The sequence below is a fragment of the Endoryza foliicola genome, assembly GCF_050589245.1.
In the GTDB taxonomy this organism is placed as follows: Bacteria; Bacteroidota; Bacteroidia; order Chitinophagales; family Chitinophagaceae; genus Endoryza; species Endoryza foliicola.
This window is the reverse complement of record NZ_JBOBEW010000003.1, coordinates 415,277-441,574: the sequence shown is the minus strand read 5'-3', so window position 1 is coordinate 441,574 and position 26,298 is coordinate 415,277. Positions and strand designations below refer to the sequence as shown.

16 protein-coding genes, 2 tRNA genes and 3 rRNA genes are annotated in these 26,298 nt (G+C 43.4%); 11 read left to right on the top strand and 10 right to left on the bottom strand.

All coding sequences use genetic code 11. The annotated features are described in order from the left end of the window. The first annotated feature begins 39 nt into the window (after positions 1-39). The 10 genes from ACQ2HE_RS09235 (at position 40) to ACQ2HE_RS09190 (ending at position 13,186) form a co-directional block, all read left to right on the top strand. The gene (locus ACQ2HE_RS09235; protein ID WP_430898328.1) at positions 40-1,368 is read left to right on the top strand and encodes a DUF4476 domain-containing protein; all 1,329 of its coding nucleotides are present in this window, start codon (positions 40-42) and stop codon (positions 1,366-1,368) included. A gap of 19 nt (positions 1,369-1,387) precedes the next feature. Further along, a complete protein-coding gene (gene truA, locus ACQ2HE_RS09230) occupies positions 1,388-2,149 on the top strand; it encodes a tRNA pseudouridine(38-40) synthase TruA (RefSeq protein WP_430898330.1) in 762 nt (253 codons plus the stop codon). A gap of 623 nt (positions 2,150-2,772) precedes the next feature. Beyond that, positions 2,773-4,301: ribosomal RNA gene (locus ACQ2HE_RS09225) — 16S ribosomal RNA — on the top strand. Between the two features lie 106 nt (positions 4,302-4,407). Next, positions 4,408-4,485: transfer RNA gene (locus ACQ2HE_RS09220), tRNA-Ile, on the top strand. A gap of 10 nt (positions 4,486-4,495) precedes the next feature. Beyond that, positions 4,496-4,569 (top strand) — tRNA-Ala (locus ACQ2HE_RS09215). Between the two features lie 162 nt (positions 4,570-4,731). Next, positions 4,732-7,608, top strand: a 23S ribosomal RNA gene (locus ACQ2HE_RS09210). 85 nt (positions 7,609-7,693) lie between these two features. Further along, positions 7,694-7,805: ribosomal RNA gene (gene rrf, locus ACQ2HE_RS09205) — 5S ribosomal RNA — on the top strand. The 16S, 23S and 5S rRNA genes sit together here with 2 tRNA genes alongside, the layout of an rRNA operon. Positions 7,806-7,980: 175 nt before the next feature. Beyond that, a complete protein-coding gene (locus ACQ2HE_RS09200; RefSeq protein ID WP_430898332.1) occupies positions 7,981-11,136 on the top strand; it encodes a WD40/YVTN/BNR-like repeat-containing protein in 3,156 nt (1,051 codons plus the stop codon). Positions 11,137-11,290: 154 nt separating this feature from the next. Continuing rightward, complete coding sequence (locus ACQ2HE_RS09195) at positions 11,291-12,307, top strand: FAD:protein FMN transferase (RefSeq protein ID WP_430898334.1); 1,017 nt, start codon at positions 11,291-11,293, stop codon at positions 12,305-12,307. Between the two features lie 33 nt (positions 12,308-12,340). Further along, positions 12,341-13,186: a diacylglycerol/lipid kinase family protein gene (locus ACQ2HE_RS09190; protein ID WP_430898336.1), complete on the top strand. Its 846-nt coding sequence runs from the start codon at positions 12,341-12,343 to the stop codon at positions 13,184-13,186. Here the strand turns inward: ACQ2HE_RS09190 and ACQ2HE_RS09185 are convergent. The 5 genes from ACQ2HE_RS09185 to rpsF form a co-directional block, all read right to left on the bottom strand. Continuing rightward, positions 13,183-14,070 carry an aldo/keto reductase gene (locus ACQ2HE_RS09185; RefSeq protein WP_430898338.1) on the bottom strand — a complete coding sequence of 296 codons (888 nt, stop codon included), beginning with the start codon at positions 14,068-14,070 and terminating at the stop codon, positions 13,183-13,185. The two genes, ACQ2HE_RS09190 and ACQ2HE_RS09185, sit on opposite strands and share 4 nt — an antisense overlap. A 1,501-nt stretch (positions 14,071-15,571) precedes the next feature. After that, positions 15,572-15,967, bottom strand: coding sequence for an RNA recognition motif domain-containing protein (locus ACQ2HE_RS09180; protein ID WP_430898340.1), 396 nt, complete (start codon positions 15,965-15,967; stop codon positions 15,572-15,574). 295 nt (positions 15,968-16,262) lie between these two features. Continuing rightward, positions 16,263-16,709, bottom strand: coding sequence for a 50S ribosomal protein L9 (rplI, locus tag ACQ2HE_RS09175; RefSeq protein WP_430898342.1), 447 nt, complete (start codon positions 16,707-16,709; stop codon positions 16,263-16,265). A 13-nt stretch (positions 16,710-16,722) separates the two neighbouring features. Continuing rightward, complete coding sequence (gene rpsR, locus ACQ2HE_RS09170; protein ID WP_430898344.1) at positions 16,723-16,989, bottom strand: 30S ribosomal protein S18; 267 nt, start codon at positions 16,987-16,989, stop codon at positions 16,723-16,725. 3 nt (positions 16,990-16,992) lie between these two features. Beyond that, positions 16,993-17,346: a 30S ribosomal protein S6 gene (gene rpsF, locus ACQ2HE_RS09165; RefSeq protein WP_430898346.1), complete on the bottom strand. Its 354-nt coding sequence runs from the start codon at positions 17,344-17,346 to the stop codon at positions 16,993-16,995. A 476-nt stretch (positions 17,347-17,822) separates the two neighbouring features. Here rpsF and htpG point away from each other — a divergent pair, with 476 nt between their 5' ends. Then, positions 17,823-19,652: a molecular chaperone HtpG gene (gene htpG, locus ACQ2HE_RS09160; RefSeq protein WP_430898348.1), complete on the top strand. Its 1,830-nt coding sequence runs from the start codon at positions 17,823-17,825 to the stop codon at positions 19,650-19,652. Positions 19,653-20,085: 433 nt separating this feature from the next. Here htpG and ACQ2HE_RS09155 read toward each other — a convergent pair whose 3' ends face one another. The 5 genes from ACQ2HE_RS09155 to ACQ2HE_RS09135 form a co-directional block, all read right to left on the bottom strand. Beyond that, on the bottom strand, positions 20,086-20,976 hold the full coding sequence (locus ACQ2HE_RS09155) for a hypothetical protein (RefSeq protein ID WP_430898350.1): 891 nt from the start codon (positions 20,974-20,976) through the stop codon (positions 20,086-20,088). Positions 20,977-21,091: 115 nt separating this feature from the next. Continuing rightward, on the bottom strand, positions 21,092-21,724 hold the full coding sequence (locus tag ACQ2HE_RS09150; RefSeq protein ID WP_430898351.1) for a hypothetical protein: 633 nt from the start codon (positions 21,722-21,724) through the stop codon (positions 21,092-21,094). Between the two features lie 263 nt (positions 21,725-21,987). Further along, a complete protein-coding gene (locus ACQ2HE_RS09145) occupies positions 21,988-22,875 on the bottom strand; it encodes a hypothetical protein (protein WP_430898353.1) in 888 nt (295 codons plus the stop codon). Positions 22,876-23,451: 576 nt separating this feature from the next. Then, positions 23,452-25,161 carry a single-stranded-DNA-specific exonuclease RecJ gene (recJ, locus tag ACQ2HE_RS09140; protein ID WP_430898355.1) on the bottom strand — a complete coding sequence of 570 codons (1,710 nt, stop codon included), beginning with the start codon at positions 25,159-25,161 and terminating at the stop codon, positions 23,452-23,454. A 21-nt stretch (positions 25,162-25,182) separates the two neighbouring features. Next, positions 25,183-26,145, bottom strand: coding sequence for a polyprenyl synthetase family protein (locus ACQ2HE_RS09135; protein ID WP_430898357.1), 963 nt, complete (start codon positions 26,143-26,145; stop codon positions 25,183-25,185). Between the last annotated feature and the right edge of the window lie 153 nt (positions 26,146-26,298).

Here is a 26,298-nt window from a genome sequence, read left to right as displayed (position 1 = left end):
TTAGTTAGTTTTGTGTACAGTAGAAATCCATTCCGGTTCATGAAAAAATGTACGTTTCTCGCCTTACTGTTAACCCTTTCGGCCGCTGTATCAGCGCAGCAAGACTATTTCTTCGCCATCGAAGCAGATAAAGCACAACCTTTTTCAGTTAGAATTCAAGATAAAAACTTCAGTTCCTCAGCCGACGGATATTTGTTGATCGGCAAATTGAAGGATACGGTTTATGAACTTAAAGTCAATTTCCCTAAGAACTCTTTTCCGGAGCAAACATTCAAAGTAGCCGTCAATAGAAAAGACAAAGGTTTCCAGTTGAAGAAAACGGGAGATCAAACCTGGTCGCTTTACAACTGGCAAACCATGGAATTGATCGCAGCCCAATCTGCTGAAGAGGCTGCTACAGTAGTGAAAGCAGAAGCTGCCAAACCCAATAAGCCCGCAGTAAATGGTTTTGCAAACATGATGGCAGCAGTGGTAAACGACAACGACGTTTTAAAGGATCGAACCAAAACAGCTGCTCCCACAACAGAAACCCCGAAGCAAACGACTCCCCAAAATCCACCTACTCCCGATGTTACCGTTGCCGAACCGGCCAAGCCTGTAGCTAAAGTAGTACAAGTTACCCCAGAGCCTGTTAAGCTTAAAGACTCGGCAGAGGCAGCACCGGCTAACCCAGTTGTGAAAACGAGTACTCCAACTCCTGAATTGGTTACTCAACCAACAAAAGATAGTACTATAGCCGCTCCTGTTAAGCCCGTTATTCAGCAACCAACAGCAGAAAATGCCGGATTAGTACCTAAAGACAGTTTAGTAGCCGCACCCGCAAAGCCTAAAATTGAAACGGCAACTCAAACGCCGGAACCGGTTGAAACACCGAAAAAACCTTTGCCTTCAATCCAAATTATTTCCGACAGAACCATTGATAAAGGCCGCGAAATCATCTATAAAGCAGGGGACGAGGATTCCATTACTGTGATCATTCCATTAGAAGATGCTCCAAAACCTAATGTAAAAACCGGAGTTGACTCGGCCTTGTCTGCGAAACCTACAGTTGATTCCTCAGAAAGAGCTGATAAAAACACCGGTCTTCTCATTGCTACAGACTTAGACTTAGATAAACTTCGTGTGCAAATGATGGAAACAGCTACCACCGATCAACGATTATTGGTGGCCAAGAAGGCGTTTGCCCTTAAATCATATTCAACAAAGCAAGTAAAAGGCCTCACCGAACTATTCTATTCCGAAGTATTTAAGTTTCAATTCCTTGAATCGGCCTACCCAACCATCACTGATAAAGATGCTTTCAAAGAGTTGGTTGGGCTGTTCTCACAAGACTATTACATCCGCAAGTTCCAAGAATTGGTAAAATAGGAACCCGTATTTTCGCTCTATGACACGTTATTTCATGGAGTTGGCCTATATGGGTGGCCCTTTTGCCGGTTTTCAGGTGCAGAACAATGCTGTTACTGTACAGTCAGAAGTTGAAAAAGCACTCCACACTTTTTTCCGACACGAAATTGCGCTAACGGGTTCATCTAGAACTGATACAGGTGTTCATGCGCGACAGAATTACTTTCATTTTGATTTTGAGGGTGGTATTTCCGAGAAAGCCGTCTATAATTTGAATGCAATTGTTCATCCGGCCATTGTAATTAAGCGAATTGTGGCGATGCAGCCATCAGCACACAGTCGGTTCGATGCAATAAGTAGAGAATACGAGTATACGGTTTTATGGGGCAAAGATCCATTTCGATCAGATAGAAGCTATCGATATCCTTTCCCATTAGAGCTGACTTTATTGAGGGAAGCAGCGGAAATAGTGAAGGGGTATTCCGATTTTGCAAGTTTTTCTAAACGGGGGTCGCAGGTACGTACTACTATATGCAGTATTGAGCGGAGTGAATGGGAGGAGATAGAGGGTGGTTTTGTATACCGGGTAAGGGGCAGTCGCTTTTTAAGGGGGATGGTTCGTGGATTAGTAGGAACGATGTTAAAAGTGGGGCGTAAAAAGTGGTCGATAGAGGAGTTCAAAAGCATCATTGAAATGAAAGATGCTACCAAAGCGGATTTTTCTGTGCCGGGACATGGGTTAAGTTTGATAAAAGTGAATTATGAAGAAGGGTATTTTGAGAGAGGAGGCAAGAAAGTTTAAAAAATATTTGGAGCTACAATGCAGTGTGGGAGAGGGTTTCAAAAATGAACAGCAAAAAAGATTCAAAATAAATTTGTTGGGAAGTGAATGCTCCTTATCTTTGCGGCCCGCTTTACAAAAAACGGGTAGTTCTTAAAGTGATTGACGCGAGAAAGTGACGAAAAAAAAGTTTAAAAAAAACGCGAAAAAAATTGGTGGTGAATGTGAAACGGTCTATCTTTGCAACCCCTTACAAAACGAGGTAGTTCTTACGATAGAAGTGATTGAAAAGCGAATAAAAAAACTTTAAAAAAATCACGAAAAAAGTTGGCGGTGAAAATAGAGTTAACTATCTTTGCAGCCCGCTTTTAAAAAGCGAAAGTTCTTCAAAAAAAGTACTGGTTAATGAGAAGAAAAAATCTTCGAAAAAAATCAAGAAAAATTTGGTGGAAATAAAAAAGGCTCTTACCTTTGCAACCCCAATCAAAAATGGGGCGGCAAAATAAAGCCGAAAGATCTTTGAAAGTTTGGAAGCAACAGCACGTAAATCAATGATTTACGGTAAGGTTTAGCGACATTTAATTATTAGACACAAACGTTATTTTTCCGAGAGAAAATTTAACGCCAACGGTCAAAACTCATTTACAATGGAGAGTTTGATCCTGGCTCAGGATGAACGCTAGCGGCAGGCTTAATACATGCAAGTCGTGGGGCAGCACAGTGTAGCAATACATGGGTGGCGACCGGCAAACGGGTGCGGAACACGTACGCAACCTTCCTTCAAGTGGGGAATAGCCCAGGGAAACTTGGATTAATACCCCGTAATATTTCGGAGTGGCATCACTCTGATCTTATAGCTACGGCGCTTGAAGATGGGCGTGCGACTGATTAGGTAGTTGGCGGGGTAACGGCCCACCAAGCCTGCGATCAGTAACTGGTGTGAGAGCACGACCAGTCACACGGGCACTGAGACACGGGCCCGACTCCTACGGGAGGCAGCAGTAAGGAATATTGGTCAATGGACGCAAGTCTGAACCAGCCATGCCGCGTGGAGGATGAAGGTCCTCTGGATTGTAAACTTCTTTTATTTGGGAAGAAACCCACGGTTTCTACTGTGGTTGACGGTACCAGATGAATAAGCACCGGCTAACTCCGTGCCAGCAGCCGCGGTAATACGGAGGGTGCAAGCGTTATCCGGATTCACTGGGTTTAAAGGGTGCGTAGGCGGGCAGGTAAGTCAGTGGTGAAATCTCCGAGCTTAACTTGGAAACTGCCATTGATACTATCTGTCTTGAATACTGTGGAGGTAAGCGGAATATGTCATGTAGCGGTGAAATGCTTAGATATGACATAGAACACCTATTGCGAAGGCAGCTTGCTACACAGAAATTGACGCTGAGGCACGAAAGCGTGGGGATCAAACAGGATTAGATACCCTGGTAGTCCACGCCCTAAACGATGGATACTCGACATCAGCGATACACTGTTGGTGTCTGAGCGAAAGCATTAAGTATCCCACCTGGGAAGTACGACCGCAAGGTTGAAACTCAAAGGAATTGGCGGGGGTCCGCACAAGCGGTGGAGCATGTGGTTTAATTCGATGATACGCGAGGAACCTTACCTGGGCTAGAATGCTGGGAGACCGTGGGTGAAAGCTCACTTTGTAGCAATACACTGCCAGTAAGGTGCTGCATGGCTGTCGTCAGCTCGTGCCGTGAGGTGTTGGGTTAAGTCCCGCAACGAGCGCAACCCCCATCATTAGTTGCCATCAGGTAAAGCTGGGAACTCTAATGAAACTGCCGTCGTAAGACGCGAGGAAGGAGGGGATGATGTCAAGTCATCATGGCCTTTATGCCCAGGGCTACACACGTGCTACAATGGAGAGGACAAAGGGCTGCCACTTGGCGACAAGGAGCTAATCTCAAAAACCTCTTCTCAGTTCAGATCGTAGTCTGCAACTCGACTACGTGAAGCTGGAATCGCTAGTAATCGTATATCAGCAATGATACGGTGAATACGTTCCCGGACCTTGCACACACCGCCCGTCAAGCCATGGAAGCTGGGTGTACCTAAAGTCGGTAACCGCAAGGAGCCGCCTAGGGTAAAACTAGTGACTGGGGCTAAGTCGTAACAAGGTAGCCGTATCGGAAGGTGCGGCTGGAATACCTCCTTTTTAGAGATTGCGAATCTTTTTGGTTGTTGCTTCTACTTACTTTCAATTTTTTTAAGTTCTTTACAACTCTTCAATGTAAACCCGCTAATTAGTGGGCTGCAGAAACAGATCCGTAGCTCAGCCTGGTTAGAGCACTACACTGATAATGTAGGGGTCAGCAGTTCAAATCTGCTCGGGTCTACCAAAACCAAAACGGGGGGTTAGCTCAGTTGGCTAGAGCATCTGCCTTGCACGCAGAGGGTCATCGGTTCGACTCCGATATCCTCCACAAAAAGTTCTTTTTATTAGGTAATGCCTGTGAGGCTTCCAATGGTTCGAAACCATATTATCTGCTTCGTTTCTATTGTTCATTCAGTAGTAAACATAGCTCTTTGACATATTGGGATAAATTTTTAATAAGTTGTAAACGACGAGTAACGAAAGTAACTCTTTTAAAGCACTTAAGGGCGTATGGTGGATGCCTTGGCTCTGAGAGACGATGAAGGACGTGGTAAGCTGCGATAAGCTACGGGAAGCTGCACACAAGCATTATATCCGTAGATCTCCGAATGGGACAACCCGGTACACTGAAGGTGTATCATCCGAAAGGAAGTCAACCCACTGAACTGAAACATCTAAGTAGGTGGAGGAAAAGAAAACAATAGTGATTCCCCAAGTAGTGGCGAGCGAAAAGGGATTAGCCCAAATTCTGGCAGCGTGCTGCCAGAAGGTTGTAGGACCACTTTTAGAAATTAACTTCAAGCTGAATCTTCTGGAAAGTTGAGCCATAGCAGGTGATAGCCCTGTAAGCGCAAATAGTTAAGGACGTGTGGTATCCTGAGTAAGGCGGGACCGGAGGAATCCTGCCTGAATCTGCCAGCACCATCTGGTAAGGCTAAATACTCCTCAGAGACCGATAGTGAACCAGTACCGTAAGGGAAAGGTGAAAAGCACCCCGAATAGGGGAGTGAAATAGTACCTGAAACCGTACGCCTACAAGCGGTCGGAGTCCTTCGGGATGACGGCGTGCCTTTTGCATAATGAGCCTACGAGTTGCTCCTCACTAGCGAGGTTAAGTTCTTAAGTAACGGAGCCGTAGCGAAAGCGAGTCCAAATAGGGCGTTTAGTTAGTGGGGGCAGACGCGAAACTTTGTGATCTATCCATGAGCAGGTTGAAGTTCCGGTAACACGGAATGGAGGACCGAACTCATTAACGTTGAAAAGTTATGGGATGACTTGTGGATAGGGGTGAAAGGCCAATCAAACTGAGAGATAGCTCGTTCTCCCCGAAATGTTTTTAGGAACAGCCTCGGATATAGACGTTTACTAGAGGTAGAGCTACTGATTGGGCTAGGGGGCTTCACCGCCTACCAAACCCTGACAAACTCCGAATGCTAGTAAATATCTCCGGGAGTGAGGCTGCGGGTGCTAAGATCCGTGGCCGAGAGGGAAATAACCCAGATTAGCAACTAAGGTCCCTAATACATAGTTAAGTTGATCAAACGAGGTGGGACTTCTATAACAGCCAGGATGTTGGCTTGGAAGCAGCCATTCATTTAAAGAGTGCGTAACAGCTCACTGGTCGAGAGGTCCTGCACGGAAAATAATCGGGCATCAAACTATGAACCGAAGTTCTAAACAGACTACTAGGTAGTCTTGTGGTAGGGGAGCATTCCCATCTGCTGCGAAGGTGTATGGCGACGTATGCTGGAGCGTTGGGAAAAGAAAATGTAGGCATGAGTAGCGATAAAAGTAGTGAAAAACTACTTCGCCGTAAGTCCAAGGTTTCCTGATCAACGTTAATCGGATCAGGGTTAGTCGGGTCCTTAGGCAAACCCGAAAGGGGTAGTTGATGGCAAACTGGTTAATATTCCAGTACCGGCTATAGTTTCGACGGGGTGACGCAATAGTGAAAGACCCGCCCTCTTACGGATTAGAGGGTTAAAGCGTGTAGATATATTTTCTGTAGGTAAATCCGCAGAGAATGTCGAACGTGATAGTACCGCAAAGCTTCGGCAGCGTGGATAGTGGTCCTAATCAAATTGCCGAGAAAAACCTCTAAGGTTAGGCTATAGCTGCCCGTACCGTAAACCGACACAGGTGGACGAGATGAATATTCTAAGGCGCTCGGGTGAGCCGCGGAGAAGGAACTAGGCAAATTGACGCTGTAACTTCGGGATAAAGCGTACCCACTTATGGTGGGTCTCAGTAAAATGGTTCAACCAACTGTTTAACAAAAACACAGGGCCCTGCAAAATCGAAAGATGACGTATAGAGCCTGATACCTGCCCGGTGCCGGAAGGTTAAGGAAGGATGTTCGGAGCAATCCAAAGCTTCTGACTGAAGCCCCGGTAAACGGCGGCCGTAACTATAACGGTCCTAAGGTAGCGAAATTCCTTGTCGGGTAAGTTCCGACCTGCACGAATGGTCTAATGAGTTGAACACTGTCTCCTCCGCGAGCCCGGTGAAATTGTAGTATCGGTGAAGATGCCGGTTACCCGTCACGGGACGGAAAGACCCCGTGAACCTTCACTACAACTTTGCATTGATTTTGAGCAACCGATGTGTAGAATAGTTGGGACGCTTTGAAGCGGAGCCGCCAGGTTTCGTGGAGCGGTCGTTGAAATACCAACCTTCGTTTGCTTAGAGTCTAATCCCTAACGGGAAACAGTGCATGGTGGGTAGTTTGACTGGGGTGGTCGCCTCCTAAAAAGTAACGGAGGCTTGCAAAGGTTCCCTCAGTACGGTTGGTAATCGTACGTAGAGCGTATCAGTATAAGGGAGCTTGACTGTGAGACAGACCCGTCGAGCAGGGTCGAAAGACGGCTGAAGTGATCCGGTGGTTCTGCATGGAAGGGCCATCGCTCAAAGGATAAAAGGTACTCCGGGGATAACAGGCTGATCTCCCCCAAGAGCTCATATCGACGGGGAGGTTTGGCACCTCGATGTCGGTTCGTCACATCCTGGGGCTGGAGAAGGTCCCAAGGGTTCGGCTGTTCGCCGATTAAAGTGGCACGTGAACTGGGTTCAGAACGTCGCAAGACAGTTCGGTCCCTATCTGTGATGGGCGTTAGAATATTGCGTGGACATGACTTTAGTACGAGAGGACCGAGTCGTACGGACCGCTGGTGTATCTGTTGTGCCGCCAGGTGCAGTGCAGAGTAGCTACGTCCGGCCAGGATAAACGCTGAAAGCATCTAAGCGTGAAACCTTCCACAAGATGAGTATTCTTTTAAGGGTCGTCATAGACTATGACGTTGATAGGCTATAGGTGTAAAGTTGGTAACAGCAAAGCCGAGTAGTACTAATTGCCCGTAAGCTTTAATTTTTTTTAATGATTTTTATTAAAAGACTTCGTTAACGTCTTTACAACTTCCCAATATGTAAATTATTTGCCGCAAGGCTCATATTCTTATGGTGGTTTTTCCAAGGGTGTTCACCTCTTCCCATACCGAACAGAGAAGTTAAGCCCCTTTTGGCCGATGGTACTGCACCACAATGCGGGAGAGTAGGTAGCTGCCATATTCTTTGATCCCGATCAGAAATGATCGGGATTTTTTTTGCCCCTAACTCATCATTTCACCTTTTTCCTCGTTTCCTAGTTTCCTCTTTTCCTCGCCTCCTCGTTCCTCATATCTTCGTCTCCTCGTTTCCTCCTCTCCCCAACTTATCGTATCTTCCATCTCTCAACCAAACTAACATGAGATCTCTATTCCTCTTCTGTTCACTGCTTGTGATCACTCTTCACCTAAACGCTCAAAAAAAGACAGCCTCGAGAAATGCCAATCCTCCAATCCCGAAATACGACTCCATTCTCGAATTGAAGAAGTGGAGAAACATTGGCCCCTTCCGAGGCGGAAGAGCCAACGCTATTTCAGGGGTTTCCAATAATCCTCTTGTTTACTATACCGGCTACACCGGTGGAGGTGTTTGGAAAACAACCGACGGTGGTAAACATTGGATGAATGTGTCCGATGGATTCTTTAAAGTAGGTACCATCGGAGAAATAGCAGTAGCCCCTTCCGATCCTAACGTAATTTATGTTGGAACCGGAGAGCATGCAGTTAGAGGAGTAATGACCTCCTTCGGTGATGGAGTCTACAAGTCAACAGATGCCGGGAAAACTTGGAAAAATATCGGATTAACGAACTCTCGGCATATCGCAGATATTGTTATTCATCCTTCAAATCCAGATGTTGTACTCGTGGCAGCTCAGGGACCTGTTCACGGCACAACCAATGAACGTGGTATTTATAAAACAGTTGATGGTGGAAAAACTTGGAAGCAAGTTTTATACGTTGACTCAGCAACAGGTGCGAGTAGCCTCGTGGCCGACCCAACCAATCCTCGCATACTGTATGCCGCTACCTGGGATCATAAACGACTTCCTTGGAAAGTGATTAGCGGCGGACGTGGCTCTTCTTTATGGAAAAGCACCGATGGCGGCGAAACATGGAATAAGATCAATAATGGGTTACCCCCTTCTCTCGGTAAAATGGGAGTTTCAGTTTCAGCAGCCAGTCCGAATCGAATTTTTGCGATTGTTGAAACTGAAAAAGTAAAGTCGGGATTGTATCGATCCGATAATGGAGGTGAATCTTGGAGATTAATGTCCAACGACGCAAACATTACATCGCGCTCATGGTACTATATGGAAGTTTTTGCGGATCCTAAAAATGAGAATACAGTATATGTTCTCAATGCCCCTATGATGAAAAGTATCGATGGTGGCAAAACATTCAGTTTTGTTCCCATTGCTCACGGCGATACACACGATCTTTGGATCAATCCAAATGACCCCAATAATATCGCTTTAGCCGACGACGGAGGTGGACAGATTTCGTATGATGGCACCCGTAGTTGGAGTACTCTAATGAACCAACCCACTGCACAGATTTATCGAGTGAATGCCGATAATCGTTTTCCATATTGGGTATACGGCGGGCAACAAGACAATACTTCCTTAATGGTGAAAACCAGAAACAACAAACAAGGATTGGACGAGAAAGATTGGCTGACAGGACCCGGTTGTGAAAGTGCCTACATTGTTTTTGACCCTAATAACCCTATTGAGTTCTATGGTGGATGTTATCAGGGATACATCGAAGTATTGAATGGTAAAACCGGTGAGATAAAAGACATCCAAGCATACCCCTCACTCAACTTAGCGGTTGAACCTAAAAAAATGAAATACCGTTTCAATTGGAATGCGCCAATTGTTGCTTCTCCTCATGATCCCAAAACAATTTATCACGGCGGTAATGTTGTACTGAAAACTACTGACGGGGGCTTAAATTGGTCTGTAATAAGTCCTGACCTAACTAGAAACGATACTACTAAACAAGAACAAGGAGGAGGACCGCTTACAAACGAAGGAGCAGGTGGCGAAAACTACAACACCATTTATTACTTGATTGAATCTACATTAGAGAAAGGACAAATTTGGACCGGTAGCGATTGTGGTAAAATTTACATAACCCGCGATGGTGGAAAAACATGGAACGATAAAACACCGGCAGGACTAGAAGAAAGTTTAATTCAATCTATTGAACTGTCTCCATTCGAAAATGGTACAGCCTATGTTTCTGCAACAAGATATAAATTCAATGACTTCAAATCTTACACTTATAAAACTACTGATTTCGGAACCACTTGGACGCTTATAAACACCGGGGTTGCAGAAGATGATTTTATCAAAGTGATTCGAGAAGATAAAACAGTGAAGGACCTGTTGTATGCCGGAGCGGAAAGAGGTTTTTATATCTCATACAATGGCGGAACAAATTGGTCAAAACTTCAGTTGAATTTACCCGTAGTACCCGTAACCGACTTAATCATTCACGATAATGACTTAATAGCAGCTACGGCAGGACGCGCCTTTTGGATATTGGATGACCTAACTTTGATTCAACAAGCAAAGGAGATTACTGCTGAAAAGCAAATCAAATTGTGGGGCGCAAAACCTACTGTACTTTATTCCGGAGCTCCGGAACTAGGTGGTGCCAATGAACAAGCGCTTGGTCAAAATCCATTAGAAGGAGTGACTATTTATTATCGCTTGCCTAAAATATCCGATTCAGCGAAATTGAGTTTACAAATTCAAGATGTTAACGGTAAAACAGTAAGATCTTATTCCAACAAAAAAGATTTGTCGTACAAACCTTTTCCGGGTGGCCCACCTCCTGCAGTTGTAATGAGTTCAACTGAGGGTTTGAATGCATTAACCTGGGATTTTAGAGCTGATATGATCAGCCCCGCAATTACCGATGCCTTTGTTTATGGCGACTATTCTGGTTATTTATTGAAGCCCGGGAAATACAAAGCTGTTTTGAAGCTTGATTCGCTTTCAACTGAAGTAGGCATCGAAGTAAAACAAGATCCCAATATATCAGCTACTGAGGCAGATTGGAATGAGCAACAAGCGCTGTTAGAAGATATTCAGCAGTCAATTAAATCAATGCACAGTGCTGTAAATAAACTGAGATCTGTAAAAAAACAAATTCTGTTTATTAGTGATAATTTGAAAGAAAAGGCTGATTACAAAGCTGTGGTTGATTCAGGAAAATCAATCATTAAACTGTTGGAAGCATGGGAGTCAAATATTGTTGAAAGCAGACAAAAGAACTTCCAAGATGTGATCAACTGGCCAAGCAAATTAAATGCTGAATTTTTTAACCTAAAGACACTGGTGAATGTATCTGACCCTAGAGTGACAGGTGGTGCGAAAACACGTTTGAAAGACTTGAAACAAGAATGGGCGAAGTATGAAAAGGAGATGAATGAAGTGCTTTTAACAAAGATCAAGGAATTCCAAAGCTATTATCAATCAAAAGGAGTACCTGTTTTGGTGTTCTAACGAATTAGATATATAATCGAAATGAAGGGATATAAATCGACCGTGGTTTATATCCCTTCACTGTTTAAATGCGATCGCGTATATTTGAAAGCAGTTCAATTAATTCGAAACGAATTGACAATACATTCATTTTTTCACCGTAACACTCGTTTACTTGCGCAAATATCTAAGCTGGCTCTTCTTGATTTTTCTAGGTGTTACTACTTCTTTTCAAACATTACAAGAGGAGTGGAATGAGTATAAGTGTTCCGGAAAAGCGCAAGGAACTTCCTACTCCATTATTTATTATCACACAGGTCTTGCGGTAACACAATTTGAAGTTGATAGCATTTTTCAAGAAATCGACAACTCCCTTTCTGTATACAATCCGCGTTCTTTAATTAGCAAGTTCAATGAAAGTACAAAGGGCCTCGAAGTAGATGCTCATCTTTTCAATATATACCGATACTCACTTCAAATTAACAAAGCTACCGGTGGAATTAGCGACCTCACGATTGGACCCATTACAGCAGCTTGGGGCTTGGCTTCGAAAAAAATGACCAATCCACCTTCGGCAAGTGAAACTAAGAAGCTGATGACATGTGTTGGTATGGATAAAATTTCATTGAAAGGAAACTTACTTATTAAGAAAAAGTCTTGTGTTAAGTTAGATCCCAATGGTATCGCTCAAGGTTATACGGTAGATGTATTGGCTAATTTCTTTCTGAAGAAAGGAATTGAAAATTTTCTAATAGAAGTGGGAGGGGAAACGCGATGGAAGGGTAAGAAAATGACCTCCAATAAACCTTTTATTTTAGCCTTGGAATCTATTGATAGTGATGGTTGGGAAATACAATACAAGAAAGTTGAATTGCAAGGAGAAGGTGCTATCACTACCAGTGGTAATTATCGAAAGTTTAAAGAATCGGCGGGAAAGCTCCGTTCGCACGCCTTCGATGCTAGAACCGGACAGCAGTCGAATAATGAGCTGATCGCTGTTACTTTAATGGCGAAGGATGCGACTACAGCGGATGGCTACGATAATGCAGTGTTAGCAATGGGACTAAAACAGGCACTGAAATTTCTAAAAACTCATACTTATTTGTCTGCTCGGTTGATTTACACAACCAGAGATGGCCTCGTTTCAGATACACTTGTGAATCGGTTTCCCGAACCATTGGCGAACCACTGATTTTGTTTAGATTTGGCTTACAAACTTATTCTATTGTCTAGACGAATTGCCATAGTGTTGAATCAATATGCGGGTAGCGGTCGCTCGGTTGCATATGCTCAAGAACTCCATCAGAAATTGACAGACAAAGGGGTTATGTCAACCATTATCCCTTCTCCTTGGCCCGATTCATTAAAGGAATTCTCCGAAGCCTGGATTGTTGGCGGCGATGGCACGATCAATGTTTTCTTAAATCAATATCCTGATATTGGTATACCGCTTATGATTCATAAAGGGGGATCGGGAAACGATTTTTTTGATTTATTGTATCACGATGCCAATTTGGATGCCATGTTGGAAATTGGTTTGAAAGGGGCTACCAAGCGAATTGATGCAGGCCTTTGTAATGGTCGGATATTTGTAAATGGAGTGGGAGCAGGCTTTGAAGGATGGGTGGCGAAAACACTGATTTCAAAAAATAAGAAAGTAGGTATTGCTGCTTACTGGTGGACTGTGATCAGAGGAATATTTACGTTTAAGGAAAACTATTACGAACTAAGCGGGGCTAACGTAAATTACAAAGGAAAAGCTTTGCTTCTTGATATCATGAACGGATATCGAGCCGGTGGAGGTTTTCAAATTGCCCCAGGAAACAAACCCGACGACGGCTTATTTTGCTGGGTGATTATGAAACCAACCGGACTCGTCGGCAGGTTCATCAATCTTCCTAAAGTGGAGAAGGGAATCCATTTTAATTCATCCAATTTCATTCATGGATTTGGAAATGTGTTCACTCTTTCCAGTAATGAAACCATTCACTATCATACCGATGGTGAATATTTTCAAGCCCAGCAATTACAAATAACATTGACCCCCGGCAGATATCTTTTTATTTGTTAAGCCACTTCTTGACCCAAGGATGCTTGCCAAAGCTTAAACCAATCTTCTCGATCCATTATAACTTTACTCGCTTTTAAAGCGCCCTGAATGCGCTCCACTTTTGATGTACCCAATACAGGAACAATGCCGGAAGGATGTTGACAGAGCCAAGCAATCAATAATTCATCTAAGGATAGCTGGTACTTTTCTTGCAAAGAAATGGCTGCTTCTTTTATGCGCTTTGTTTCGTCATCCGGATTTTCTGAGAATAACAAACCGCCTCCAAGTGGACTCCAAGCCGTTGGAATGATATTTTTTTCAAGACAAATATCTAAAGTGCCGTCAATAAAGGGCTCTCGATGTAAAATAGAAGCTTCTATTTGATTGGTCGCCAATGGAAATCGGCTGTGCATCATAGTGAACTGTGAAGGCGTAAAGTTTGATACGCCGAAGTGAAGCACTTTACCGCTGTTTCTCAACTGACTAAAAGCTTCAGCTACTTCATCGGGGTGTAGAAGGGGATCAGGACGATGAATCAATAGCAAATCAATATAGTCGGTCTGCAAGTTTTTCAGTGATTGTTCTGCAGAAGTGATGATATGTTTTTTTGAAGCGTCATATGATTTGATTTCATGTGAAGGGCGATTCGGTGTGATCATTCTGATACCACATTTGGTGATCAGTTGAATCTTTTCACGAAGATGTGGTACTCGTTTCAGTGCGGCACCAAATTCGGCTTCGGTTGTATAATGTCCGTAGATATCGGCATGATCAATAGTAGTTACTCCTAGTTCAACACATTTTTCGAGGATACTTAGGTATTCTTGGGTGTTAAAGGCTGAACCCCAAATACCCCATTTCATGGCACCGGCAATTACGGGACTGAGTTGAATGGATGCGCTCATAGTACAAGCATTTGATTGGTTAGAATAGAGTGCTAAAATAGCGGAAAGAGAATTAATAAGTAATAAATAAAAATTAGGAATTAAAAATTAATAATTGGGGTTCTTTGGTTGGGCGGATGTGGTCAGGTTAAAAAGACAGCATTTGTTTCTTTAATAGTCTTTAAATAAATGTTCGCTGAAACTGTACATCAGATAAAATAGAGAAGTGATGTGAAGGGTGCGCTGCTTTTTCTGCATTAGTATTGTTTACAAGGCAATTCTACTCTCTGTTCTCGTTAATCACGCAAATTGCTAGATAGCTCGGTTGCAACAACAATTCAAGCGTTTCCTAGAACCCCGTGTTGTGTATCATATTGGTAGCAACAGGGATTAAAGAATCACCTACTACCCCGAAGAGGTTTGCACATTGGCAGCAACAGTGTTTCAAGCGTATCCCACAACTCTTTGGTAGATTTCAGATTGGTAGCAATAAAGTTTCAAGAGTGTTTTACAACCCCGAAGGGGGTTGCCGCTTGGTAGCAACAAAGTAGCAAGCGTGTTATACAACCCCGAAGTGGGTTGCACATATTGGTTACAATAAAGTTTCAAGCATGTCCTAATACCCCAAAGAGGGTTTCACATTGGTAGCAACAGTGTTTCAAGTGTGCATTTCAACCCCAAAGAGGGTTACAGATTGGTAGTAATAATGTTTCAAGAGTGTTTTACAACCCCGAAGGGGGTTGCCGCTTGGTAGCAATAAAGTAGCAAGCGTGTTATACAACCCCGAAGTGGGTTGCACATATTGGTTACAATAAAGTTTCAAGCATGTCCTAATACCCCAAAGAGGGTTTCACATTGGTAGCAACAGTGTTTCAAGCGTGCCCTACAGCCCTAAAGTGGTTTGCACATGGGTAGCAACAGTGTTTCAAGTCTGTCCCACAAACCCATAGCGGGTTGCACATTGGTAGCAATAGAATTGCAAGTGTGCCTTTCAACCCTGAAGAGGGTTGCACATATTGGTTGTAATAAAGTTTCAAGAGTGTTATACCACCCCGAAGAGGGGGGCACATTGGCAGCAACAGTGTTTCAAGTCTGTCCCACAAACCCATAGCGGGTTGCACATTGGTAGCAATAGAATTGCAAGTGTGCCTTTCAACCCCGAAGAGGGTTGCGCATATTGGTTGTAATAAAGTTTCAAGCATATCCTAATACCCCAAAGATGGTTGCACATTGGTAGCAATAGAGTTGCAAACGTCCCCTACAACCCCGAAGTGGGTTGCAGTTATTGGTTACAATAAAGTTTCAAGCATGTCATAATACTCCAAAGTGGGTTGCACATTGATAGCGACAGTGTTTCAAGCGTGCCTTACAACCCCGAAGAGGGTTGCAGATTGGTAGCAATAAAGTGGCTAGCGTGTTATACAACCCCGAAGTGGGTTGCACCTATTGGTGAGCTGTAACAAAACAAAAAATCCTTCTGATTGCTCAGAAGGATTTAATAAATATTGTTTATCGGGAAGAATTAGAAATCTCTGCCTCTGTCGCGATTGAAACCACCGCCACGGTCGCCACGATCGCGGTTGAATCCGCCGCCGCCGCCGCCTTTGCGATAGCCACCGCCACCGCCGCCGCCGCCGAAGCTTCTTTTCTTGAAACCTCCGCCGCCACCACCTTGTGGTTTTGGTTGAGCTTCATTCACGATGATTTTACGACCCATTACTTCTGATTCGTAAAGGCTGGTTAAAGCATTTTGAGCTTCGCTGTCTTCGGGCATTTCTACGAAACCGAAGCCTTTGCTGCGTCCGCTTACTTTGTCCTTAACAATTTTAGCTGAAGTAACTGAGCCATACTGCTCAAACAGGGCCTGAAGATCCTCATCGGTCATTTGCCAGGAGAGGTTCCCTACATAAATGTTCATTGTCAAAAAAAATTTTAATGTTCTGAAAACCGGTTAAACGACGATAGTTACTGCAATGAACTGAGATACCAAGTAAGGGTAAGACGCTTCAGAACATGAGAACTAAGTACATTATCCTCTATGAAGATAAAGGATAAATTCTGGGAAAACAATAAAAATTCCTTTTTTACAAACAAAAAAGCATCAGAAAGGCGGAAAAATAGGGGTTTTTTGAGCCAACTCAATCGTTTGACTTGTGGACGGGCACGAAAAAAGCCCCCAATTGGGGGCTTTAGGTATCTTTTGTAGACTTCGCTTATTCAGCAACAACTTCGAAAGCAACTTCTGTTGAGCGGCCATTACCGAAATCGATAGTAGCTTTATAAGAACCCAACTCTTTTACTTCATCAGCGATAGAGATCTTTCTGCGATCGATCTCATATCCTTTTTGCTCACGAATAGCGCGGCTAATTTGCAATGATGTAACGCTACCGAAGATTTTGCCGGATGTACCGGTTTTAGCACCCAATTTCAACGCACCATCATTCAGTTTAGCAATAACTTCAGTGATAGCGGCCAACATTTGGTCTTCTTTTTTCTTCAGTTGCTTTCTTCTTTCTTCCAATTGTTTCAAGTTAGAAGGACTAGCTTCTACAGCGAAACGCTGAGGAATTAGAAAATTGCGCGCGTAGCCATTACGAACTTTTACTACCTCGTGGGCAGCGCCTAAATTGTCTACGTCTTGAATTAAGATAATTTCCATGATGTATCCCTCCTTACTTTAAAAGATCAGTTACATAAGGCAATAACGCCATCTGACGGGCTTTTTTAACAGCCTGCGCCACTTTACGCTGGAACTTCAAAGAGTTACCAGTGATACGACGGGGTAATAACTTGCCTTGTTCGTTAAGGAATTTTTTCAGGAACTCAGCATCTTTATAGTCGATATAACGAATGCCCATCTTCTTGAAGCGACAATACTTCTTACGAGGTTTCTCCGTTTTTATCGCGGTCAGATACTTAATTTCATTTGCCTTTGCCATAAATTAAGCTTCTACAGTTGAGTTACCAGATGATACACCACTTCTCTTTCTAGCATTGTACTCGACGGCGTATTTATCGAGTGCAGTGAACATGTGACGAAGTACGTTCTCGTCACGTAGCAACTGAATCTTCAATTGCTCATTGAGGCTGGATGGCGCAGAATATTCCAATACCCAGTAAAGACCGGTAGTCTTCTTGGCAATTGGATACGCCAGTGATTTCAAACCCCAGGGATTTTCGTGCAAAATGCTACCGCCGTTATCTTTGATAAAAGCAGTGAACTTTTTCTGAGCCGCTTTGAAGTCGTCTTCAGATAGCACAGGGGTAAAAATCACCATCAATTCATAATTGTTCATGATCCCTGTTTGATTGTTTAAAATTTAGTTTACTTTCCCAAAACCCTCAAATCCTTACGGTTCGTGAATTTCGGGCGGCAAAGATACCAAAATCCGGCATTACAGCCAAATAGCAGTGGAGATAATTTTAAGGTATAGTAAGGTGTTGATAAACAATTCTTTAAGTAATTTTTCGGTATTCATCTCTTTGTATTCTTTCATATTTTACCGCAGCGGCGCAGCGACCGCAGCGATAACGCAGCGCTTCCTGCCCCACCTCCGGTTCTTCCTCTGTATTTCATTTCCAAATGCACTTATCCTCAAATTCACCAATTTTCTTCCTCATTCCAGCGTACCACCTGCCCCTCCTCCTGTTCTTTCTCTCTGTATTCCGGCTGTTCCATTATTAATTAACCCCGCCATTTTTTCAGTCCCTCCCCCCATGGCACCCCTTTTGATACCCCCTTCCCATTCAAACACATTAATTCGATCAACATATGCAGAAAGGAAGTATCAGAGTTCAAACCGAGAACATCTTTCCCATTATCAAGAAATTCCTCTACAGCGACCACGAGATCTTTTTGCGCGAACTCGTAAGCAATGCTGTTGATGCCACCCAAAAACTGAAAACCCTTTCTTCCCTCGGTGAAGCAAAAGGTGACCTGGGTGACCTGAACATCGAAATCAAACTCGATACCACTGCCAAAACGATCACTATTTCCGACAAAGGGATCGGTATGACAGGCGAAGAAGTAGAGAAATACATCAACCAAGTTGCTTTTAGTGGTGCAGAGGAATTCGTAAACAAATACAAAGGACAAAACGAAAATGCCATCATCGGAAAATTTGGATTGGGCTTCTATTCCGCTTTCATGGTAAGTGAAAAAGTAGCCATCGAAACCAAAAGCTTTAAAGATGGTGCGGCCGTACGCTGGGAATGCGATGGCAGTCCCGAATACGCTCTTACCGAAACCACCAAAGAAAACCGTGGCACCGATATTATTTTATACGTAAACGAAGAAAGTAAAGAGTTTTTGGAAGAAGGACGCATTGAAAGCATCCTCAAGAAATTCTGTCGCTTCTTGCCGGTTCCTATCACCTTCAATGGCGAGCAAATTAACAACCCAACACCTGCTTGGACCAAGAAGCCTTCTGAATTAACAACAGAAGACTATCAGAATTTCTATAAAGAGCTCTATCCCTACAATGAACCACCGCTGTTCTGGATTCATTTAAACGTAGATTATCCGTTTAACCTGACAGGCATTTTGTATTTCCCGAAGATCAAACAGAGTTATGAAATACAAAAGGACAAGATTCAATTGTACTGTAATCAGGTTTTTGTAACGGATGAAGTGAAAGACATTGTTCCGGAATTCTTGATGCTATTGCAAGGGGTTATTGATAGTCCGGATATTCCACTCAACGTAAGCCGTAGTTATTTACAAGGTGATCCCAATGTAAAAAAGATCAACAATCATATCACGAAGAAAGTAGCTGATAAATTAGAAGAGATATTCAACAAAGAAAGAGCCGAGTTTGAAAAGAAATGGGAGAGCTTGGGATTGTTTGTGAAGTACGGGATGATGACCGATGATAAATTCCTCGATCGTGCTACTAAGTTTCATGTATTTGAAGAAGTGCCTACTGCAGGTGAAGCAAAAGAACCGAAGTTTTATACATTGGAAGAATACCGTTTAGCAGCCGAGACTTTGCAGAAAAACAAAGACGGAAAATTAGTAGTGCTATATACTACTCAACCCGTGCAACAAGATGCATACATCAAAGCTGCTCAAGCCAAAGGATATATTGTAGTGAAGATGGAAACTTTGGTAGACGCGGCCTTCATCAATCAAATGGAAATGAAATGGTCGAATGTGAGTTTCACACGCGTGGATGCCGATATTGCCGATAACTTGATTGACAAGCAAGAAAACAGTGATACCGTTCTAAGTGCAGAAGAGCAAGAAAAACTAAAGACGCTTTTCGATTTAAAACTGCCCGATTTACAAATGACCGTTGAAGTGAAAGGACTCAGTCCGGAAGCAGCACCGGTTGTTGCCACTCGTCCGGAGCTTATGCGCAGAATGAAAGACATGGCGGCGGTAAGTGGCCCCATGGCGAGTTTCTATGCCAACATGCCCGATGAAGTATTACTCACCGTAAATGGCAATCATCCGCTCTATCAAAAAATCCTGAAGCAAGAAGACCTTGTAGTACAAGAAAAGACTGTTAAGAACCTAGCAGATCTTGCCTTACTATCTCAAGGCCTCTTAAAAGGATCTTCTTTGACGGAGTTTATTAATAGGAGTGTGGAGATGATGTGATGGTAGGAGCGAGGAAATGCAGAGAAAGAACAGGAGGAGGGGCAGGGGGAAATGCAGAAATGTGGAGACGAGGAAAAGAGGAGCGAGGAGGTGAGGGAGGTAATAGGGCTAGTAGGAACTTTCAATGACGATCCTTGTTTTAATTGGTAGAGCAATGCGGAGGGTGAACCCTGAGCGAAATCCGGAGCGAAGCGATGGATGAAGTTGAAGGGCGACTCGATGGTTCAACTAGAGACCCTAAATTAATCTACTGGAAAAAAAGATGATGCTATCCTATTCGTATTATTTATAGTTTTCACGCCTATAAAAATGTAAAAAGAGCGAAGAATAGTCTTCGCTCTTTTTATTGATTTTTTATGTTTAACTGCTAAGAAATTCACTTTCGAGCCCCCTCTTCTTCCTCCTGCTCTTTCTCTTATCCTCGCTCCTGTTCTCATCCTCTCCTTCTTCTCACACTCGTCTTCCTCCCCACCACATGTCCATTTCTACCTCTCACAGTAGTAGTTGTTCTTTGATAGCGGTTGCCTCTTGGACCAACAACAGTTGTGGTTTTGCGGTTCACGCGGTAATGATTCACTGCTACGGCATGACGGTTTCTAACTACAACGGAAGTAGTGCGAATTGGGCTGTACACGCGATGCGCATATGTTAAGCGAACAGCGGGTGCATATGCGTAGTAAGGGCGGTAGCGAACGCAATAGGGGTGAAATACCGACCAACGAACCGGACGCCAAGGACGCCACCAAGCTGGGTAAGCATGCCATCTCCAAGGGCTTACCCACAAGCGATAGCCCGGAGCATACATGAAACGAACGCTGGGCCAAAGCCACACATTCACGATCACACCGGCGGGTTGTTCATCGAGGTGTGACCAGTAAGGGCCACCCGGCGTCTTTTCATCTTCCCCTTTAGGTTCTACTACTACTTCTTCTCCAAAAATATCTTCATCACCAATGATTTGAATCGAAGCAGATTCGGCCCCGTTTTTTTCTATTTCAATAACTGCGATGTCTTGATTTTCATTTTCATTCACGGGTACTTGTAATACCAACACCTGTGCATCGCCGTCTTTCTTATTGATGACTTTGATATAGTCGATATCTCCATCGCCATTCAAATCGAGGTTGTTGACATGGTTCGACTCTGTATTCAATAATTTTTCAAATTCTTCAGGGCTTTGCGCCTGTTTGAAAAGGTCGAGGGCACCCTCGAGGCTAAAATGATCGCCCGGAGTTCCCGTAGAATCTTCATTGGCATCCTGTGCAAAGCTGCTTAAGGAAGCGCCACCAATAAAGAGGGTAAGCAATAATAAAGTCCGTTTCATGGAAATAAGTTTTTTATGAGACCCTATAATATGGGCAAAGTTTATTCCGGGTTTTAAAACTGTTACTCGGATTGAATTATTGTGTTGAAAATCAGGATACAAGTACAAAAGGTTTTTACAGTTTGTATCCCAGTTTAATGCCTGCGAGAGTATTGATGTCTTCGGCGGTGTTATTAGAAAAGTCGAGTCGGAAGCCGGCTAAGAATCTGGGAGATAAGTTAAATTCAAGTCCGGTTGAAATGCGATAGCCGAATGTAAAGCGATTATCGAACCTTAGAGTGGAAATACGAGTTGCGTATCCAGTGATGTCTACCTGCCTGCTGGCTCGTGCTTCGGACGAAACATAGGAATATCCGAACGTGGGACCTATTTGAATATTAAATCCTTTTAATACTTGTCTAAAAGGATAATAGGAAGCCTTTCCCCATAAAACAAAGTCCGAATTGTGTTGGAACCAATCATTAAAAAACTCGTTTGTGCTAGGGTTCTCTACTTTAGTAGTACGGGAGCCATTTTCAAAAATCAACTCGCCGCCCAAAAGAAGTTGAGAAAGTCCTGGTCTGCTTGATTTAAGAATGTTGGTGGAAATATCAAATGCTAAGGACGATCCTATAACATCGCCTGTACCATAGACTACCCTGCCGCCAGATAGTTTGATGTAAGTGTCACTTTTTGAATTCGATTGAGCCAAAGTTTGGTCGCATAGTAAAGTAATAAATAAAGCAGTAATGTAAAGTTTTTGCTTCATAAACATGGTTTTGACGATTAAAAGGAGATGGTTCAATAAGCACATCCTTAGGCTTAAGCCATGAACGTTTGAATGTGATTCTACTAAAGTAACTAATACCTGTAATCGAAAAAAGTTAAAAAAGCGAATATTAAATGTATAGATAAGTTAAAATATTTTATTTCAAGTCCTGGTTTAATAGGTCAATTCCGTATACAACAAAAAAGCGCTCAGAATTTCTTCCTTGCGCTTTTAATCCAAAGGTTCGTACTTATGAAAATTTATTAGCGTCTTCTTCTAAATCCGCCACCACCACGGAAGCCTCCATAGCCACCACCGTAAGAGCGCGGGGCAGCACGGTATACAGGGGCCGGAGCAGTGCGAACACGCATGGGCGCAGCTCGCATGGTTCGGTAATTATTGATCACAACGGCATTGTGTGAACGAACGTAGAACGAACGCGTGCGATAGGGTGCGTATATGCTGTGCGCATAGGTTAATCGCACCGCTGGGGCGTACACATACAAAGGACGATAGCGAATAACGAATGGATAAAATGCCGAATAACTCATGGGATACCAAGGATACCACCAGTCGGGGTAGAAGTCCCAATTCCAAGGCGAAACCCACAGGGAATAGCCGGGAGCATACATGAATTGTACACTGGGCCAAAACCATGCATTTACAAAAATACCACTGGGGTATTCGTAAAAGTCAGGCGACAATGCAGGTCCCTTACTGTCGTTTTCCTCGGCTTTGGGTTCTACTACTTTCTCTTCTCCATACAAATCCTTATCTCCTACAATTTGTACGGAAGCAGTAGCATCTCCGGTTTTTTCGATTTCTATGACAGCAATGTCTTGACGCTGTCGCTTACTGATAGGTGTTTGTAAGATCAATGCGTGAGCATCGCCTTTTTGTTTATCAATGACGCGGATGTAATCAATCTTGCCGTCTTTATTCAGGTCGAGGTTGTTTACATGATTCGATTCGGTATTGAGCATTTTTTCAAAGGCTTCGGGCGACTTAGCCTCTTTGAACAATTCCAATGCTCCTTGTAAACTAAAGTTGTCACCGGGCAGTCCGGTTGAATCCTGTTCTCCACTTTGAGCCCTGGCTCCAATTGTAGTGCCCATTACAAATAGTGGAATCATTAAATATGTCTGTTTCATGGGATCACTTTTTCTTATTAGACGAAAATGGAAAGAAGAAGTTTACTAAGAGTGGGGTGGGGGCGTGTTAAGCTAGTGTGAATGGGGGGAGGGTGGTGAGTTTTTGAGTTGTAAGTTTTTGAGTTATTGAGTATGGAGCAGCTGCGCTGCACAATTTGTCACAAAGGGCATAAGTTAAGGAAGATTTATAAAGTATTCTTTTGTTGTTTTTCACCGCGTAGAACGTAAAGAGCTCGGAGATGTCGCGAAGGGTTTTTGAAACCACTGATAACTCAGATTTTAAATATAGATACCACAGATTAGAGTCCGTTATTCGAAGTGTATAACAGAATACTCAGCCCCTAATCTGTGGTAAATCTGTCATAATTTGTGCGAATCTGTGGTCAAAAAAAATATTCACCGCAAACATAGGAGAGCGCAGAGATTCCCAAAGAATTCGCAAAGCGAGTGTTGATTTTTTTAATAAAAAGGTGGCGGAAGAAATAAAGGACGGGGGAAGAAGAGACTTCGCTATCTCTTGGCGGTCTGCGCGGCGAACTTAAAAACTTAAAACTAAAAAACTCAAAAACTTATAACTCACATCTCTCTACTCTCCCTCACATCTATCACCTTCATTTGCACCGACTTCACTCCGTTCCATTCGTTCTCATCCAACGTAAACACCACATCCACGGGATTGCCGGAACTTACTAGCGGGAAAAAATCTTTCATTCCAAATCCAATGCCGCCAACAATAAATCCGTCTTGTTTGAATTGAACTTTGAGGTGGTCACCTTTTACTAAAGCCGACTTACCCGTATCCGTTACCTTTCTACAAACAAAAACCGGTTTGTTGTTCTCCGGACCAAAAGGCTCCATTTGTTGTAAGATATTATAGAAATTAAGGTTGATGTCTTTCAGCGTAATTTCTGAGTCAATCACAATTTCGGGTATCAATTGCTCAGGCTTAATGGTAGACGCCACCTGTTTCTCAAATGCTTCCCGAAAAGCATCAATTTTTGTGGCTTCTAAGGTCATGCCTGCAGCTGCATAGTGACCACCATATCCTAGTAAATAATCTTTACATGCATGGATGGCTTCGTATAAATTGAATCCGGGTACACTGCGAGCACTTCCCGCCGCATATTCGCCCGATTGGGTGAGTACAATGGTGGGTCGATAATAAGAGTCAATCAGTCTTGAAGCTACAATACCCACCACACCTTTGTGCCATGTGGGTTGGTACACTACCGTTGATTTACGGTCTTGCCATTCCGGATTCGATTGAATCATTTGTAGAGCTTCGTCTGTGATCGACTTATCGGCTTCTTTTCGATCTTTATTATCGGAATGCAATTGTTCTGCATAGTGCTTTGCTTCTTCCTGCGTTTCGGCAATGAACATCATGACAGCTTTTCTTGCATCGTCCATTCTACCGGCCGCGTTCACACGAGGCGCAATCATGAATACCAGATCACTGATCACTAGATCGTTCATACGGGCGCTGAGTTCTTTTAAAGCGAGTATGCCAACATTGGGGGTCGTATTGGCTTTCACCAATCCATAGAATGCCATAATTCGGTTCTCTCCGGTCATGGGCACAATATCTGCAGCGATGGCAGTTGCCACCAAATCCAAATATTGTTGCGCTCGTTCAGCAGGCAAGTTCATTTCTTCGCAAAGTGCACTGATGAGTTTGAAACCTACGCCGCAACCGCATAGCTCTTTGTAGGGATATTCGCAGTCAGACTGCTTTGGATTCAAAATTGCCACTGCAGGCGGCAAAACAGAATCGGGAAGGTGGTGATCGCACACCACAAAATCAATAGCTAACTCTTTTGCATAGCCGATCAAGTCGACAGACTTAATGCCGCAGTCGAGCGATATGATGAGTGTAAATCCTTCTTGTTTAGCAAAATCGATTCCTGCTTTTGAAATGCCGTATCCCTCACGATAACGATGGGGAATGTAGAAGTCAAGTAAGTTTTTATCGTACACTGAGCACAGGAAGCTGAACATGCAAGCAACAGAGGTGGTGCCGTCTACATCGTAATCGCCAAACACCAGTATTTTTTCTTTTCGTTCCATGGCCAGCAGAATGCGTTTTACGGCTTTCAGCATGTCTTTCATGAGCCATGGGTCGTGGAGGTCGTTGAGTTGAGGTCGAAAATAGTGTTTGGCTTTTTCATAGGTACAAATGCCTCTTTGCGCGAGAATGGCGCACAAAATGGGATGAATTTTCAGGCTGGCCTGCAATTCTTTGGCTAGGGCATCGGGTGCCTTCAGTATATTCCATCGTTTCGGCATGCAACAATATAGATCAGGGTATTAATAGGAACGGTCTGTGGTAAAACGGACCAGCTCTTCCATGGCTTCACGTACTTCTTTGTTATCGAAGCTGTGAAGGATGGCCAGCGCTTCATCACGGAAAGTAATCATTTTTTGAGTAGCATATTCAATTCCGCCTTTGTGTTTTACAACATCAATTACCTGCGCCACTTTTTTAGGGTCTTTGTTTTGATTTTTGATGATGTAAATAAGTTCTCTGCGTGTTTTGGGATCGCAGTTATTGAGCGTATAGATGAGTGGTAGGGTCAGTTTTTTCTCTTTGATATCGTTTCCTGTGGGTTTGCCTACATTGGCTTCGCCGTAATCGAAAAGGTCATCTTTAATTTGGAAGGCCATGCCCACTTTTTCACCGAAAACTCTCATTTTTTCGGCTTGCTCTTCATTTTTAGTGCTTGAATAAGCTCCGGCGGAGCAAGCTGAGGCAATCAGAGAGGCTGTTTTGCCCTTGATGATATCGTAATACACCTGTTCGTTGAGGTTTAGGGTCCGGCTTTTTTCGAGCTGCAAAAGCTCTCCTTCGCTCATTTCACGAACGGCGCGGGTGAGTATTTGGAGGATTCTAAAATCGTCGTTGTCAAGGGATAGCAAAAGACCTTTGGCCAGCAAATAATCGCCCACCAACACCGAAATTTTGTTTTTCCAGAGGGCATAGGTCGAGAAAAAATTGCGTCTTTCGAGGGATTCGTCCACCACATCATCATGAACAAGAGTGGCCGTATGCAATAGTTCTACCAGAGATGCCGTTCTATAGCTAGCTTCGGTAATTGATCCGCACAGTTTGGCCGATAAAAGAACGAACATTGGCCGCAGTTGTTTACCCTTCCGATTCACAATAAATCTCATGATCCGGTCCAATAGGGGCGTCTGGCTTTTAACAGCCTCCTTGAATTTTTTGTCAAATTCCTGTAATTCGTCCTGTAAAATGGCCTGAGCTAATTTCATCCGGTTGAGATATTGTTTGGGGAAACGGGGGCAAATTACTACTAAGATTTTTAATAACCGAGCATCATTTTTGGGAGGTAACCTGTCTTAATTGCATGAACTACAATTCACTATTTAAAATTGGACCCTCAAAAAAATTTGTAATTTAACAAT